Source organism: Methanolinea mesophila, from assembly GCF_017873855.1.
Lineage (GTDB): Archaea > Halobacteriota > Methanomicrobia > Methanomicrobiales > Methanospirillaceae > Methanolinea_B > Methanolinea_B mesophila.
The window spans coordinates 699,500-714,519 of the sequence record NZ_JAGGKR010000001.1; the positions used below are offsets into that span (position 1 = coordinate 699,500).

Annotated in this window: 14 protein-coding genes and 3 tRNA genes; 10 read left to right on the top strand and 7 right to left on the bottom strand. The window is 60.5% G+C overall.

What is annotated here, in order from left to right:
• Nucleotides 1-103 precede the first annotated feature (103 nt).
• A complete protein-coding gene (locus J2741_RS03250) occupies nt 104-511 on the top strand; it encodes a hypothetical protein (RefSeq protein ID WP_209673608.1) in 408 nt (135 codons plus the stop codon).
• A 137-nt stretch (nt 512-648) separates the two neighbouring features.
• Here J2741_RS03250 and J2741_RS03255 read toward each other — a convergent pair whose 3' ends face one another.
• The 3 genes from J2741_RS03255 to J2741_RS03265 are packed head-to-tail and all read right to left on the bottom strand — an operon-like array spanning nt 649 to nt 2,404.
• Complete coding sequence (locus J2741_RS03255) at nt 649-1,143, bottom strand: Mut7-C RNAse domain-containing protein (RefSeq protein ID WP_209673609.1); 495 nt, start codon at nt 1,141-1,143, stop codon at nt 649-651.
• Nucleotides 1,136-2,146: an AmmeMemoRadiSam system radical SAM enzyme gene (gene amrS, locus J2741_RS03260; RefSeq protein WP_209675456.1), complete on the bottom strand. Its 1,011-nt coding sequence runs from the start codon at nt 2,144-2,146 to the stop codon at nt 1,136-1,138. Before amrS ends, J2741_RS03255 begins: the two co-directional genes overlap by 8 nt.
• A gap of 45 nt (nt 2,147-2,191) precedes the next feature.
• The gene (locus tag J2741_RS03265) at nt 2,192-2,404 is read right to left on the bottom strand and encodes a hypothetical protein (protein WP_209673610.1); all 213 of its coding nucleotides are present in this window, start codon (nt 2,402-2,404) and stop codon (nt 2,192-2,194) included.
• A gap of 211 nt (nt 2,405-2,615) precedes the next feature.
• Here J2741_RS03265 and pyrH point away from each other — a divergent pair, with 211 nt between their 5' ends.
• From pyrH to nth, 3 genes are all read left to right on the top strand, one after another.
• On the top strand, nt 2,616-3,329 hold the full coding sequence (pyrH, locus tag J2741_RS03270; RefSeq protein ID WP_209673611.1) for a UMP kinase: 714 nt from the start codon (nt 2,616-2,618) through the stop codon (nt 3,327-3,329).
• 55 nt (nt 3,330-3,384) lie between these two features.
• A tRNA-Pro gene (locus J2741_RS03275) sits at nt 3,385-3,459 on the top strand.
• Between the two features lie 44 nt (nt 3,460-3,503).
• The gene (gene nth / locus J2741_RS03280) at nt 3,504-4,169 is read left to right on the top strand and encodes an endonuclease III (RefSeq protein WP_209673612.1); all 666 of its coding nucleotides are present in this window, start codon (nt 3,504-3,506) and stop codon (nt 4,167-4,169) included.
• Between the two features lie 715 nt (nt 4,170-4,884).
• Here the strand turns inward: nth and J2741_RS03285 are convergent.
• Nucleotides 4,885-6,204: an amidohydrolase family protein gene (locus tag J2741_RS03285; RefSeq protein WP_245249372.1), complete on the bottom strand. Its 1,320-nt coding sequence runs from the start codon at nt 6,202-6,204 to the stop codon at nt 4,885-4,887.
• A gap of 72 nt (nt 6,205-6,276) precedes the next feature.
• Complete coding sequence (locus tag J2741_RS03290; RefSeq protein WP_209673613.1) at nt 6,277-6,948, bottom strand: MTAP family purine nucleoside phosphorylase; 672 nt, start codon at nt 6,946-6,948, stop codon at nt 6,277-6,279.
• Between the two features lie 142 nt (nt 6,949-7,090).
• Here J2741_RS03290 and J2741_RS03295 point away from each other — a divergent pair, with 142 nt between their 5' ends.
• The 4 genes from J2741_RS03295 (at nt 7,091) to J2741_RS03310 (ending at nt 10,290) form a co-directional block, all read left to right on the top strand.
• Nucleotides 7,091-8,248 (top strand): nicotinate phosphoribosyltransferase, encoded by a 1,158-nt coding sequence (locus J2741_RS03295; RefSeq protein WP_342452215.1) that lies wholly within the window; start codon nt 7,091-7,093, stop codon nt 8,246-8,248.
• A 95-nt stretch (nt 8,249-8,343) separates the two neighbouring features.
• Nucleotides 8,344-8,415, top strand: a tRNA-Ala gene (locus J2741_RS03300).
• A 60-nt stretch (nt 8,416-8,475) separates the two neighbouring features.
• Nucleotides 8,476-9,105: a DUF47 domain-containing protein gene (locus tag J2741_RS03305; protein ID WP_209673614.1), complete on the top strand. Its 630-nt coding sequence runs from the start codon at nt 8,476-8,478 to the stop codon at nt 9,103-9,105.
• A gap of 6 nt (nt 9,106-9,111) precedes the next feature.
• Complete coding sequence (locus J2741_RS03310) at nt 9,112-10,290, top strand: inorganic phosphate transporter (RefSeq protein ID WP_209673615.1); 1,179 nt, start codon at nt 9,112-9,114, stop codon at nt 10,288-10,290.
• 245 nt (nt 10,291-10,535) lie between these two features.
• Here the strand turns inward: J2741_RS03310 and J2741_RS03315 are convergent, their stop codons facing one another.
• Both J2741_RS03315 and J2741_RS03320 read right to left on the bottom strand, forming a co-directional pair.
• Nucleotides 10,536-12,278, bottom strand: coding sequence for a hybrid sensor histidine kinase/response regulator (locus J2741_RS03315; RefSeq protein ID WP_209673616.1), 1,743 nt, complete (start codon nt 12,276-12,278; stop codon nt 10,536-10,538).
• 28 nt (nt 12,279-12,306) lie between these two features.
• On the bottom strand, nt 12,307-14,007 hold the full coding sequence (locus J2741_RS03320; protein WP_209673617.1) for an AMP-binding protein: 1,701 nt from the start codon (nt 14,005-14,007) through the stop codon (nt 12,307-12,309).
• An 86-nt stretch (nt 14,008-14,093) separates the two neighbouring features.
• Here J2741_RS03320 and J2741_RS03325 point away from each other — a divergent pair.
• A tRNA-Trp gene (locus J2741_RS03325) sits at nt 14,094-14,253 on the top strand.
• 189 nt (nt 14,254-14,442) lie between these two features.
• On the top strand, nt 14,443-14,832 hold the full coding sequence (locus tag J2741_RS03330; protein ID WP_209673618.1) for a carboxymuconolactone decarboxylase family protein: 390 nt from the start codon (nt 14,443-14,445) through the stop codon (nt 14,830-14,832).
• Nucleotides 14,833-15,020: the final 188 nt, after the last annotated feature.

Genomic DNA, 15,020 nt, shown 5'->3' on the forward strand with positions numbered 1-15,020 from the left:
ATACTTTTCCGGTAAATTAACCGGATCCGCTCACAAATCTGAAGGTATTCCCGGGGATTCGAAATCCTTTTATCACCGCGGCGTAATATTGCCCTGATGTACTATGGGATCATCCGAAGACGTGATGCATGATTTTGCCCGGAGGGCAGTGAAGAACAAGTACCCGACGGTTGACGGCTGGCAGTACCGCCATGCGGAGGACATCAGGGGTAAGGAGATGTTCGTGGTCAGCCGCCGGATCCTCGGCCGCTCCGAAGGGGCGTACGTGCTGGTCTCGTTCGACAAGAAAATCCCCGCCTCCGACGCCGGACTGATGGATTCCATGAGCGCCAGCCACCCGATACCCGGCGTCGCCCGCCCTGACAAGGTCCTTATCGTCGCCGGAGGATCGGATTCCTCCGTGCTTCCGGAAGATATCAGGATCCTGCATCTCCAGGGGTTCCATTTCGAGGGCAAAGACCTGATCTGGAAGAAGAGGAACGCCCTCACCACTGAGGTGGAAACCTCCTGAAGAACTCGGTATCGAGGTAAAATAACTCAAAAACTTTTCTTTTTCTTATTTCCCGGTCAACCTCGGCACAAGGTGTTATCGACACTCCCGGGCATGTCCCTGGAGGGCTTGGTTTCCAGGCGAACTGTCTTGATTGCTCATTCTCCCGACAGCCCGTCTTTCAACCTCTTTTCGAGGTTTTTCCCGTGACTTCCCAGCCAGTAGAGCTTGCGGCACCTCCGGCACCAGTAAAAGTCGAGGTGTTCCCGTTTCCGCGGGGCGTACGACGCGGAGCTCACCTCGTCCGCGCTCGCGGGACGGAGGTACTCGTTGCATATCGAACACCGGTTGAGCCGGATGGCGGGGACGATCACGCCGGCACTTACCAGTTGCCTGAGTTGGGCCATCACGTCTTCCCCGGTGATCAGCACCGCCTGGTCCCCACCCCTCCTCGCGAGTTCCCTGTCACGGGTGAGGAGGAGCCGCTGTTCTTCCCGGGCCCGGAGGAGGAGCAGGGTGTCTTCTCTCCGGTTTCCCTCTGCATACGCGTTCGCGCTCGCGGTGTCGTATCCCATGAGCCGTAGGTAACGGCAGAGCGTCCCCAGCATCCGGTCGACGATGAAACGTGCGGAGGGTTCCCTGTGCTCAGACATGGGAGACATACGGGATTTCGTGGCCGCATTTCTGGCACCGGTGGTCCTTGAGGTTCCGGATGCGTGCTGCGAACCCGGAACGCTCGATCAACAGTTCCCCGCATTCCGGACAATAGGTGTTCTCCCCGCGGTGCTGGAAGACGTTGCCGAGGTAGGGGTACATGAGCCCCATCTCCCGGGCCATCCGGTAGATCTTTTCGAGCGTCTGCACAGGTGTCGGCCCGCGGTCCGTCATCTTGTAGTCGGGATGGAAGCGGGTGATATGGAGCGGCGTCTCCGGGCCGAGGTTGTCTATGATCCAGCGAATCATCGCTTTCGACTCTTCCGGGTCGTCGTTCAATCCCGGGATTACCAGGTGGACCACCTCGATGTGCATCCCGAGTTCCCTGGCCTTCACGCTCGCATCGAGTACCGGCTGGAGTCTCGCTCCGCAGGTCTTTTTGTAAAATTCATCGGTGAAGGCCTTGATGTCCACCCGGAATGCGTTCAGCATGGGAGAGAGCTCCGTGAGCGCCTCCTCGGTGATGTACCCATTGGTCACGTACACTGTGCCAAGCCCTTCCTTCCGGGCGAGGGTCCCCATGTCGAGGGCGTATTCGTGCCATATGGTGGGCTCGTTGTAGGTCCACGCGATGCTCGCGCAGCCCCTCTCCTTTGCCCGGGAGACCCCGGTCCCCGGGGCAAGGTCCATGAGGCCCATGGTGTCGACTCCCGCCCGGGAAATGTGCCAGTTCTGGCAGTGTTCGCAATGGAAATTGCAGCCGACGCTTCCGAGCGAGTAGGAGAGGGTGCCGGGCAGGAAGTGGTACAGGGGTTTCTTCTCGATAGGATCGACCGCTTCGGCACTCACCCTCCCGTAGGTCGCCGCATAGAGGACCCCTTCGCGGTTCAGCCGTACCCCGCAGATGCCGTGGCTCCCTTCCTTTATCAGGCACCGGTGGGCGCAGAGCGAGCATTTCACCTTCCGGTCTTCCGTCTTCTCGTATTGAAGGGCCTCGTGCATGGTGATCACTCCATTGAATATCGGATCACGCTGATAAAGGTACCCTTACCCTTCGTCCGTATCCGGTCCACGGTCGGACTCTTTCCCGGGCTTTGTCTCACGGGAGTCTGTGTCCGGGCCTTTTTCGTGATCTTCGTCTTCGGTCTCCAGGACAAAAGACCCCCGGTACCCGCATTCCTTGCACCGGTAGATCTGCCCGAATACGCCTCCGGTCACCGGATAAATGGTGGTGCTCCCGCACACAGGGCAGCGAAGCATGATACGAGGGTGTGGGCGTGGGGATTAATAATACCGATCTTGCGGGTATCGATCCTCCCGATTGCCGCCCGGTATCTGTTTTTCACGGATACTGCAATTCGTTACGGATATCGGATCCCTTCCGCCCTCATCGAATGAACACACCCGCCTGCTCCTGTCCGCACCGGGGTTCAATTAGGTATATGTGGACTTTCGTGAAATGAATGGAATAATGACACGCGTTGTCCTCTCCCTGGGGGGATCGATCCTCTTCCCCACGCTGGAAGAGAACCGGCTCGCCGGGTACCTCCCCGTGCTCCGCCGGCTGGCGGAGAAGATGCAGGTTTATATCGTGGTGGGCGGCGGCGGCGAGGCCCGCCGGTATATCGGGGTCGCCCGGCAGGCAGGAGTGGACGAGGCGACCTGCGACGAGATCGGGATCCGGGTCACCCGGTTGAACGCCCTCCTCCTGGTGAGCGCCCTCGGGGACTCCGCATTTCCGGCGGTCGCAGAATCCCAGACCGAGGCCATGGCAGCCGGTGTTTCGACCGGGAAGATCGTGGTCATGGGAGGGATCACCCCGGCGCAGACGACCGACGCGGTGGCGGCGGTCCTCGCGGAACGGGTACGGGCCGACCTGCTGGTGAACGTCACCTCCATCGACGGCATTTACAGCGCGGACCCGAAGAAGGATCCCGACGCAATCCGTTTCGAGTCAATGACCGCCGATGACCTGATGCAGATCGTGAGCGGGGACTCTCTCTGTGCGGGTTCCAACACGGTCATGGACATGGTCGCGGTGAAGGTGGTGCAGCGGAGCGGGATCCCCATGGTGGTCGTGGACGGGCGCGAGCCCGGGAACCTCGCCGCCGCATTGCTCGAGGGGCGCCTGAAGGGAACGGTCGTCATCAGGGACGGCGGAAACCCCCTCCCGCTGAAGACCTGAAGGACCTCCGGTCGGCAGGTATTTTGAGATCCCTGCCCCATACTATATCTCTCCCGGGGTAGTAGGGTAGCCTGGTCCATCCTAGAGCGTTTGGGACGCTTTGACGGCAGTTCGAATCTGCCCTACCCCATCATCGGATCGCGAAACAAACATCTTTTCCCCCGGCGGGCACCCATGGATCACGCAACCGCAGACCGGATATATCGCGTTCTTCTCGCGGCATACCCTTCCGCCAGGGACAATCCCCGGCACCGGGCCTCTCCTTTCAGGATCCTGATCCTCACTATCCTCTCCGCCCAGACCACCGATGCATCGGTGGACAAGGTCAGCGGGGAGCTCTTCAGGCGCTTCCCCACCCCCGAAGCCCTCGCCTCGGCGGAACAGGGTGATGTGGAGGAGATCATCCATTCCACGGGCTTCTACCACGCGAAAGCCCGGCACATCATCGGGGCGGCGAAGACCCTCCGGGACGGGTTCTCCGGGGAGGTCCCGGATACCATGGAGGAGCTGCTCACCATTCCCGGGGTGGGGAGAAAGACCGCCAATATCGTGCTCGACCACGCATTCGGCATGAACGAAGGCGTTGCGGTGGATACTCATGTGCGCCGGCTCGCGCAAAGGATCGGGTTTTCAGACCACAGCGACCCGGCGGGGATAGAGCGGGACCTGATCGCCCTCTTTCCCCGGGACCGCTGGGGAATGCTTACCGACATCCTGATATCGCACGGGAGGGCGGTCTGCACCGCACGGGCGCCGAAATGCCCCGGCTGCCCGATCAGGGAAGAATGCAGGTATTATCACAAGGTGTTCCTGCCCGGCGCCCGGGAAAAGGACCGGTAACACCACCCCGTCGGAGGCTCTTACTATCCCAGGGGCAGACAGCCTGCCCTGTCACATGCGTGCGGACCCGCGGGTTACAAATAGGATGGTTCCGCCGCCCCCGTAGGGCGCCCCGGCGGCGGATCTTGAATTTGTTCTGTCGATTTTCCAGAGGATGACGTGCACTCGACAGTCCAAGTTTATCCCGTTGGGGTCGCCGCAGCGGCGGGGCGAAGCCCCGGGAGCGTCCAGCGTCAGTATAAGTGAGAGGATGGTTCCGCCGCCCCCGTAGGGCGCCCCGGCGGCGGATCTTGAACTTGTTCTGTCAATTTTCCAGAGAATCCCTTTGTATTCAACAGTCCACTTCTATCCCGTTTGGAGGCGTCGTGGCGGCTGGGTGTGAGTTCTGGGAGCGTCTGTGACGAGATTCTCCCCTTATGAACAGGCACGAAAAGGTTGTCATTTCAGGAGAATGGCTATCCTATCCAGCTTGGGGGCGCCGCAGCGGCGTGGCGTAGCCCCGGGAGCGTCTTTGTGATGGTCTCTAATAGGATGGTTCCGCCGCCCCCGAAGGGCGCCCCGGCGGCGGATCAGGAACTTGTTCTGTCGATTTTCCAGGGAATGCCTTTGCTTTCATCAGTTCCGGTCTATCCCGTTTGGGCCGCTGCAGCGGCGGGGCGCAGCCCCGGAAGGTTCGGTTGTTCCATAAAAAAAGAATTCACAGAGAAACAGTCTTTTAACCCTGCGGAGAGTCCTTCCCCCGTTCCACGAGGTCCTGTGCAACTCGGGCGGCCTCTTTCAAGACCTCCGCCTCGCCGGGGATGAATCGGTCGAGCATGAGCACCCGGCCGTCACAGAGAGTGGTCTTCACGGAATCCCCGTTACACGCGTAGACCACGTTGGAATCCGGGTGGTGGAGCGGGACCATGCAGCTCCGGGCGGGGTCAAGGATGACCAGGTCCGCCGGGGCTCCCACCGTGAGCGTGCCCGGACCGATCCCGAGCGCCCGGGCTCCCGACTCGGTAGCCATCCGGAGGGTCTCGCCCGCAGGGAGCAGGGTCTGCGAGTTCCAGTAGAACTTCTGCAGCAGGGCGGCGAACTTCATCTCCTCCATCATGTCCAGGTTGTTGTTCGAGGCGCACCCGTCGGTCCCCAGCGTCACGCCTGCTCCCGCTTCACGGAGCCATTCGTACGGCATGGCACGGTTTACCGCGAGCTTCATGTTGCTCGACGGGTTGTGCGAAGCCCAGGCCCCCCGTTCTCCGAAGAGGCGGCAGTCTTCCCGGTCGAGCCAGCAGCAGTGGGCCGCAACGGTCCGCGGGGTCAGGCACCCGCACCGGTCGAGGTGCACCGGAGGGCGGGCATTGTACCTGGCCACGCACTCGGTGATCTCCTGCTCGGTCTCACTCACGTGGATGTGGAGGCAGATGTCCTGTTCCTTTGCATACTCCGCGCACCAGGTGAGCCCTTCCGGCGAGACGGTATAGACCGCGTGCGGCCCGACGGCGGTCCTGATCCGGGGATTTTGCATAGACCTTACGTGCGAGACGAGGTGCTCCGTGGCCCGGATCTCGGCCTCCCTTTTCTCCTCGAGCGAGAGGTCGATGAACCCGTGGGCCAGGGTGGCCCGGATCCCCGACCTGTCGACCGCTTCGGCCGCCCGCTCCATGAAGAAGTACATGTCATTGAACGCGGTGGTCCCGGTGCGGATCATTTCCATGCAGGCGAGCAGGGTCCCCCAGTAGACGTCGTCCCCGGTGAGGTGCGCCTCCAGCGGCCAGATCTTCTGCGCGAGCCATTCCTGGAGCGGCATATCGTCGGCATACCCCCGGAGCAGGGTCATTGCCGCGTGGGTATGCGTGTTCACCAGGCCGGGGAGGGCGACTCCGCCGTTCCCCTCGATGACGAACTCGGCCTCGCCCCGGAACTCTTTCCGGGTGCCTCCCCCCATTCCCGCGATCACTCCCTCGCGGTCGATGAAGATATCCGTCAGTCCCTCGCCGACTCTCACGTTCCGGACAAGAATTGCCCCTTTCGCATCGAATATTTCCGTCAAGATCTCACACCCGTGTTCCCGAAAATTTCCCCGTCATCATACTTCTCCATGACGTCCCGCACCTCTTCCGGTTCAGGACAGGCCCGCCACGATATCCCGCAGGATGCGGTCCATCCGGTCCTTGTACCGGTTTGCATTCTCCAGCATCAGCTCGTAAGAGAGTCCCTCGTCCCCGAGCCCGTTCGCGTAGTTGTCCACCGGGCAGATCGCGGCGAATTTCATCCCGAGTTCTAACGCAAGGGTGGCCTCGCTCGCAAGGGTCATTCCCACGATGTCCGCGCACCGGGCAAGCGCCGCGACCTCGGCCACCGTCTCGATCCGCGGCCCGCGGGTCTGGACATACACTCCGCCGAGTCTCGCTTCGGGGACAAGGTCCGAGAGTTTCCCTGCCATGTCGAGGGGGAGGCCAGGCTGGATATGCCGGATGGCGTGGTCATGAATCGAGGGGATCGCCGCATCGCTCATGTAATCCGTGGGGATCACCAGTGACCCCGGGGGGATATCCATCTTCAGCGAACCGGCACTCCCGATGGCGATTACCCGGTCCACTCCCAGGAGCGCGAGCGCCGCCATATTGGACCGGAAGTTTATCCGGTGAGGGGGCCTGTTGTGCTGGTGGCGCAGGAGGACCGCGATCTCCCCGCACAACACTTCAGAATTTCCGTATGGGGTGGAGATAACCTTCTTTTCCAGGTCCGGGAGCCGGGAGAAAAGGAGGCTCGTCCCCCCGATGATACCGAGCATTTGTTCCTACACCTCCACGACCATATGCAACGGGTGGAGCGCTACGGTCCTTTCCACGCCTGCATTAGGGTAAGCCATTATATCCATTGGGACGCGGGCCCCAAAAAAACCCACCCTCCCCACCTGACACGCGGAGCGGCAGGTGTATGACGATTCCGGCCGATACTCCTCCATGGGCAGGTTCCAGACGGTGGATGAGGAGACTATTCGGAGCGGCGGGTGTACCGACATCTATTTCGTGCGGAGCGGGGAGGTGCTGGAGACAGACCAAAAAAACCCCCGGGTGGTCATGGAAGTGACGGCGGGGACGCTCCCCGATGCGTGGGCCATATTCTGCGGGTTGAACGATGTCGTATCCCTGCTCGAGGGGGTGCCGGTAGACCTCGACGCGATGCCTGAAGGGACGGTCTTCCTCGCCCGGGAGCCGGTCATGAGGATCTCGGGGAGGTACCGCGACTTTGCCCGATACGAGACCGCGATCCTCGGTTTTCTCTGCCACGCCTCCGGGATCGCGTCGGCCGCGGCCCATATTAGGTGTGTGGCAGGAGACCGGCGGGTCTACTCCTTCGGGTCCCGGCGCCAGCACCCTGCGATCGCGGCGATGGTGGAACGTTCGGCGTGGATCGGCGGGGTGGACGGGGCGAGCAATACCGCCGCCCCCGAGGGGATACCCCTCGCGGGGACCATGCCGCATGCGTTCGTGATGTGTTATCCGCGTCCTGCTGATGCATTCCGGGCGTTTGCCCTGCATGCCCCCGCAGGTGTCCCCCGGATCATGCTCTGCGATACCTTCTGCGACGAGAAACGGGAGTCCCTCGCCGCTGCCGGGGTGGGTGCCGAGGGGGTGCGGCTCGATACCCCCCGTTCCCGGCGGGGGGACATGCGGGAGATCCTCGAGGAGGTGCGCTGGGAACTGGACAGCGCGGGATACCCGCAGGTGGATATCTTCCTCTCCGGGGGTGTGAACCGGGAGGACATCGTCCGGTACCGGGACATCGTGGGCGCGTTCGGGGTGGGAGGGGCGATTGCAAACGCCCCGGTGATCGATTTCGCGATGGACATTGTGGAACGCGAGGGCGTGCACTGCGCGAAGAGAGGGAAGCGGGGGGGCGTAAAGCAGGTCTACCGGATGCCGTCCGGGGAGCGGGTGCTCCTGCCCGCAGCGAGGGAACCGCCCGCGGGGGGGACGCCTCTGCTCCTCCCGTTCGTGCGGAACGGAGAAGTTGTCCGGGAGGCGGATATGGGAGAGGCGCGCCGGAGGGTCCTTTCGGCCATCCCCGGGCTTTCCGGGAGCTCCTGATGGCTCGCGACCTCGGTTCCGGGAAAAGATTGAGGCCGGCCGGAGCGCACGGTAAACAATCCTTTTAAGCTTTCACGTCCTACAAAATAGGAGTCGGGCCGATAGATCAGGGGTAGATCGCTTCCTTGGCATGGAAGAGGCCGCGGGTTCAATTCCCGCTCGGTCCATTCCCGCGAACAAACCCATACGTTTTTCCCTGCCCGGGACCTAATTTCTCACGATCACCAGTGGGCATTAAAGAATGGCTTATTCCCCAGGATAAGGTTTTTTTCGACCTTTTTGACCGTATGGCAGCACTGGTAGTACTGGCTTCGTACCGGCTGGTGGACCTTGTGGACGACTTTTCGGACGTGAAGAACAAGGTGCACCAGATCGAACAGATGGAGCACGACGGGGACCGGATCACCCACGAGATCTACGAGCAGCTGAACCGGACGTTCATCACCCCGCTCGAGCCGGAGGAGATCTCGAAACTGGCGTCGGCGCTCGACGATATCCTCGACTATATCGACGGCACCGCCCAGAAGATGCTGAACTACGGGATCGAGGAGACCGATACGCATATGAGCGAGCTCGCAAAGCTCGTCCAGCTCTCGGTGGTGGAGCTCGAAGAGGCGGTGAAGTCCATCAGGGCCATAAAGGAACCGCGTATGATCGAGGAACGGTGTATCGAGGTCAACCGGCTGGAGAACCTCGCCGACGACGTGCTTGCCCACGCGATCAACGAGATATTCCGCACCAACGACCCGATCGCCATCATCAAGTTCAAGGATATCTACGAACACCTGGAGATCGCCACCGACAAATGCGAGGACGCGGCAAACGTCCTTTCGGACATTGCCATCCGCCATTCGTGAGCCGAAATGGAAATCGTAATTATCGCCGGGATAATCTTCGCCATCCTGTTCAATTTTGTCAACGGCCTCAACGATGCGGCCAATTCCATCGCGACGGTGGTAGCGACGCGGGTGCTCACCCCGCTCCAGGGGGTGCTCATGGCCGCGGCTTTCAACATGATCGGGCCGTTGATCTTCACCACCGCAATCGCCAAGACGATCGGACAGGGGATCGTGGAGACCGGGTTCCTCACCACTGACGTGATCCTGATCGGGATGATCGTCGCGGTGATGTGGGTGTTTCTCTCCTCCTACCTGGGGATCCCCATCTCTGCGAGCCATGCGCTCGTGGGGGGACTCCTGGGTTCGGCGATCGCGTACGGAGGCCTCGCCGTAGTGATCCTGCCCGCACTGTCGGTGGTATACATCCTTCTCCTCGCCATACTTGCCGGAGCCATCGGGGGGGCGCTGGTCCTGGGGGGGCTGGCACGGTACAAGGGCGAGGAGAAACTCGCGGCGTATTTCGGCCTCGGTGCCCTGTGCGGTGTGACGATCTCAATTCCCTTCGCGATCGTTATCGGTATCCTGCCGATCAGCGGACTCCTTGCAATTCTTGTCTTCATCGTGGTCTCCCCGATGCTCGGGATGATCGCCGCGTTCCTCCTCGGCATGCTGATCATAAAGGTATTCCGCCATTCACAGGGGAAGACCATGAACGCAATATTCCAGAAACTGCAGGTGTTCTCGGCGGCGTTCTATAGCATCGGGCACGGGAGCAACGATGCGCAGAATGCGATGGGAGTGATCACCGCGATCCTCGTGGCGGCAGGAATCCTCACCGAGTTCGTGGTTCCCCTCTGGGTCATCATCATCTCGGGGGCATCCATCGCGCTCGGGACGTTCCTCGGGGGTTGGAAGGTGGTGGAGACCATGGGGACCAAGATCACCAAGCTCCGTACCTACCAGGGGTTCTGCGCCGAGACGGGAGGCGGCGTGGTGCTCTCCTTCGTCACTGCGTTCGGGGTGCCGGTCTCCACCACCCATGCGATCTCCGGTGCCATCATGGGTGTGGGTGCGACAAGGGGGTACTCGGCGGTCCAGTGGGGAATAGTCCGCAGGATCGTGACCGCATGGGTGATCACCATCCCGCTCACCGCTGGGTTCGCATTTGCATTTTTCCTGTTCTACGGGGCGATATTTTTATAGGCCGGGTCACTGCCGGATCATGACGACGGAGACAGAGGTATCCGCTCGTTTGGGTTCGTCCCGGGAAACGATCGCCAAAAAAAAACCGAAATCCCGGTCCAGCGAAAAGAAAAATCTATTCTACGGGTTACATCACGGCCCCGACCCCGGAAATGCCCGGGTCGGGGTTGAAATTCCCCTTCAAGGTATCCGCTGAAAAGATGATGCCGGGTTCATAGTGCTACGAAAAAAATTCAGGTCCCCCGTCATTCGCACGAATAGATTGCGTTCGGGATCATGATCTCGAACCGGGCACCCTTCCCGTACGTGCCCCGTTCCTTTATCGACATCCCGGTGATAGAGAGGATCTCCCTGATAAGGAAAAGCCCGAGACCGGTGTTCTTCCCGAATCCACGTATGAATATTAGTTCTTTTTCGGCATCCGGTATGCCGATCCCGTCATCTTCGCAGACCACGGTGACCCCCTCGGTATGCCTGTGTGCCGAGAACGTGATCTTTGTGATCTTGCCCCCGTGAGCGACGGCATTCTGGATAAGGTTGTAAAAGACCTTCTCGAGCATGGGGTCGGCGAACACCTTGAGGTCGCGGAACCCGATCTCGAGCGTGATACACTGCATGTCGATGAGCTGGGCCGCATTTTCGATAATTTCCCGGACGTCCTGCCATTGCGGCGATTTCACCCCGATGTCCTGGTAATCGCTGGTAAACGAGATCTGGTGGGTGATCGAGTCCGCGATAATCAGCATCTTCTCGAGGTAGCGGAGCTGATCCTGGCCGGGGTCGTCCATCATTGAGAGCTCAACATACCCCCGGAGTGCGGTGAGGTTATTGATAATGTCGTGCCGGGTCAGGCTGGAGAGGAGGTTGAGTTTCCTGTTCGCCTCAATGAGGCTCTTTTCCGTCATTTTCAGGTCGGTGATATTGGAGGAGACCACCGTGACCGCAATGACCTCGCCGCTCTTCCGGTCCCTGACCGGGCAGAAGCGACGGGAGAAATGATGGTTGCCGGCCTGGTACTCGTCCCACGCGACCTCCCCCGTCTCGAAGACCCGTCCCACGATTCGCGAGAATGCCTCGGTTTTCCCCCTCATGTGAAGGTCTTCATAGGTCTTTCCGAGGTAGGTCTCTTCGGCGGTGATTCCCAGGCGTTCCAGATGACGGGGGTTTATCGAGAGGTAGCGGCAGTCCCGGTCCACCATGTAGACCGAATTTTCGCCTTTGCCGGGGAGGTTTTCTGATTTCCTGTAAGGGAATGCAAATTCTACACTAAGGGGCACTTTTCTCGATATTACATTCACCGCCACGATCGTATCGTCATCGATGTTCCTGACAGGCTCGAACGACCGGAGGAACTTTGTACCGTCCTCCGCATCCCGTTCTTCATCGACCCTCGCCCCGGTCGAGAATACCTGCCGGACCTGCGCTTCAAAGCGGAGAGTTTCCTCCTCCGAGTGGAAATCCCGGTAGGTCTTACCCTTGTAGAGTCCGGAGGACCGTCCCAGCCGGGAGAGGTGTTTCTGGTTCATGAACAGGTAGCGGCAGTCCCGGTCCACCATGTAGATCGAGTCGTCCATCGATTCGATGACCGAGAGGTACTTTGCCTCCTTCTTTTCCATATCGTCACAGTATCTCTTTCTTATCGCGGCTTTCCGGAGCATGTTCCTGATGTTCTCCGTCTCGAGCGCGAGGTCGCCATGCGGGATGAGGATGAGGTCCATCCCAGAACTGACGGCTTCAACCGTCAATATTTCGTTCGATTCCCCCGAAAAAAGCACGAGCGGGATTTTTTTCCCTTCGAGTTTCATTTTCTTTGCGAGTTCGAGCCCGGACGGGCCTGAAGCGACCACATCGAACCGCTGGCTCCGTGCCTTTTCGAGCGCCTCGGGGAGCCCGCTGCAGGAGACAATAAAAAATTCATTATCCCCAGAAAGGCCCGCAGCAAACTCTTTCAGCCCGGGGACATCCTCGATAACCAGCACCGATATCATACAGGGTCGAAATCCGAAAAATGAGCGGTCAGGCCGTCTCGATCTTCGAGGCGGTCTCCAGCCCGAGCTCCCTGATCGAGGTCTCCCGCATCTTGTACTTCTGGATCTTCCCGGTCACGCTCATGGGAAACTCGGTGGTGAACTTGACGTACCGGGGGATCTTGTAGTGCGCGATCTTCCCCCGGCAGTATTCCTTGATCTCTTCTTCGGTGAGGGACTGGCCGGGTTCCACCATCACCCAGGCCATGAGCTCCTCGCCGTACTTCTCGTCGGGGACACCGACGACGTACACGTCCGAGATCTTCGGGTGGTGGTGCAGGAACTCCTCGATCTCGCGGGGGTAGATGTTCTCGCCCCCGCGGATGACCATGTCCTTCAACCGTCCCACGATCTTCACGAACCCTTCCTCGTCCATGGTCCCCAGGTCACCGGTATGGTTCCACCGGTTGGAGTCGATGGTGGCGTGTGTCGCGCTGGGATTATTGTAATAGCACTTCATCACCGGGTAGCCCCGGGCGCAGATCTCCCCGATCTCGCCCCGGGGGACGATCTTCTTGGTGGCCGGGTCCACGATCTTGAGCTCGGTGTGCGGGAACACTCTCCCGACCGTGGAGACTCTTCGCTCCAGGGGGTCCTTCGTGGTGGTCATGGTGACCCCGGGCGAGGTCTCGGTCTGGCCGTAGACGATCACGATCTCGGACATGTTCATCTTCCGGTTCACCTCTTTCATCACTTCCACCGGGCAGGGAGAACCCGCCATGATACCCGTGCGCAGGGTGGCCATGGAGTAGAGGGGGAAATCGGGGTGGTTCAGCTCGGCGATGAACATGGTGGGAACCCCGTGCAGCGCGGTGCACCGCTCGTTCTGCACGGTCCGGAGCACGTCCTCGGCATTGAACACCGGGGAAGGGAGGACCATGGTCGAGCCGTGGGTGACGCAGGCGAGGTTGGAGAGGACCATCCCGAAGCAGTGGTAGAAGGGTACAGGGATGCAGAGCCGGTCCTTCTCGGAAAAGCCCATCCCTTCCCCGATGATGTACCCGTTGTTCATCACCCCGTGGTGGGAGAGGACCACGCCCTTCGGGAACCCGGTGGTGCCGCTGGTGTACTGGATATTGATCGGGTCGTCGAAGTCGAGGGACTCTTCCCGGGCCACCAGCTCGTCGGTGGTGATCTCCCACCCCTTCTTCATGATCTCGTCCCAGGTGAACATCCCGTTGTAGGGGATGTCCCCCATGAAGATCACGTTCCGGAGGAAGGGGAGTTTCTCCAGGTTGATCTTACCGGGCCTCGCCTCGTATGCCTCGGGGCAGGCCTCGTAGAACATTCCCACGTAGTCCGAGGTCTTGAACCGGCCCTGGACGATCAGGGTCTGGATCTCCGCCTGCTTGAGCACGTACTCGAGCTCGTAGGTCCGGTAGGCGGGGTTGATGTTCACCATGATCGCCCCGATCTTGGCGGTTGCGAACTGCACCACGACCCACTCGGCGTAGTTCATGGCCCAGATCCCCACCCGGTCGCCCTTCTCCACCCCGAGCGCCATGAGTCCCCGGGCGAGGCCGTTCACCTGGTCGAGAAATTCCTTGTATGTCCAGCGAATACCCTGGTGGACCGAGACCACCGCGTCTGTCTGGGGATACCGGCGGGCGATGTCGTTGAACATCTCGCCGATGGTCTGCCCCAAAAGAGGATATGAGGAGATTCCGCAGTCGTAGCTCCCGAGCGCCATCCTATAGTAGAACGTGCCCGGATGATATATGCGTACCGTTCTTTTCCACAACAGTTAAATCGCCCCGGTTCGATGTACTACGATACGGGGTCGTGGCCTAGTCCGGAATGGCGACGGGCTCCAGCGGTCTTTCGCGTCCGGTGCGAATGATGAACAATGGGTCTGCTGATTTGGTGATGACCCGTTGGAGCACTGACGCATGTCGGAGAGACCCGTCGATCGTGAGTTCAAATCTCACCGACCCCACGTTTTTGAACGTTTCCACGCGGGAGCGGGGCGTTTTCTACGAGAACCTCACCGTGCAGGGTTCCATTCCGGGGGTGTTCCACCCTGTTCCTGTATCCGTCCCTTAACGTGAGATCCATACTTGCGGCCCGTACCGGTTCCGGACCGTTCCGGTTATCCGCTCGCAGTTCCAATGTTCGCTGATAACCCATGACCGATGAACGGTACGCATGTGGAAAGGCACAGCTCGAGAAGATGGGCGGCGGCTCAGTGGAAGAGATGCTCGACAACCTGAAGGGCCTCTCGCCCGATATCGAACGAATGGCGGTAGAATTTGTGTTCGGCGAAGTAGTATGCCGCCCGGGGCTCGACCTCCGGACGAGGGAGATCGCCACCGTCGCCGCGCTCACGGCGCTCGGGACCGCCCAGGTCCAGCTCCGGGCGCACATCGACACCGCCCTGAACGTGGGCTGCACGAGGGACGAGATCCGTGAGGTCATCCTCCAGATGATGGTATACGCAGGTTTTCCCGCGGCCCTCAACGGGATGGCGGTTGCGAAGGAAGTATTCGGAATGCGGGATGCGAAAGGACAGTCCTGAAGGTGTTCCCGGAACGGGTCGGGATGTTGCGGAACAATCCTTCTTTCCCGGGGTTCTGAACGGAAATGACCGCGATCCGGACGATCTGAAGAGGTGCCCGCAGCCCGCAGGAATTCCCGGAAATCCTGTTTGTTCGTCGAGGGTGCTGCAGGAAGGACTCGAGGTTCCGGTGGTTGCCACGGGGACGC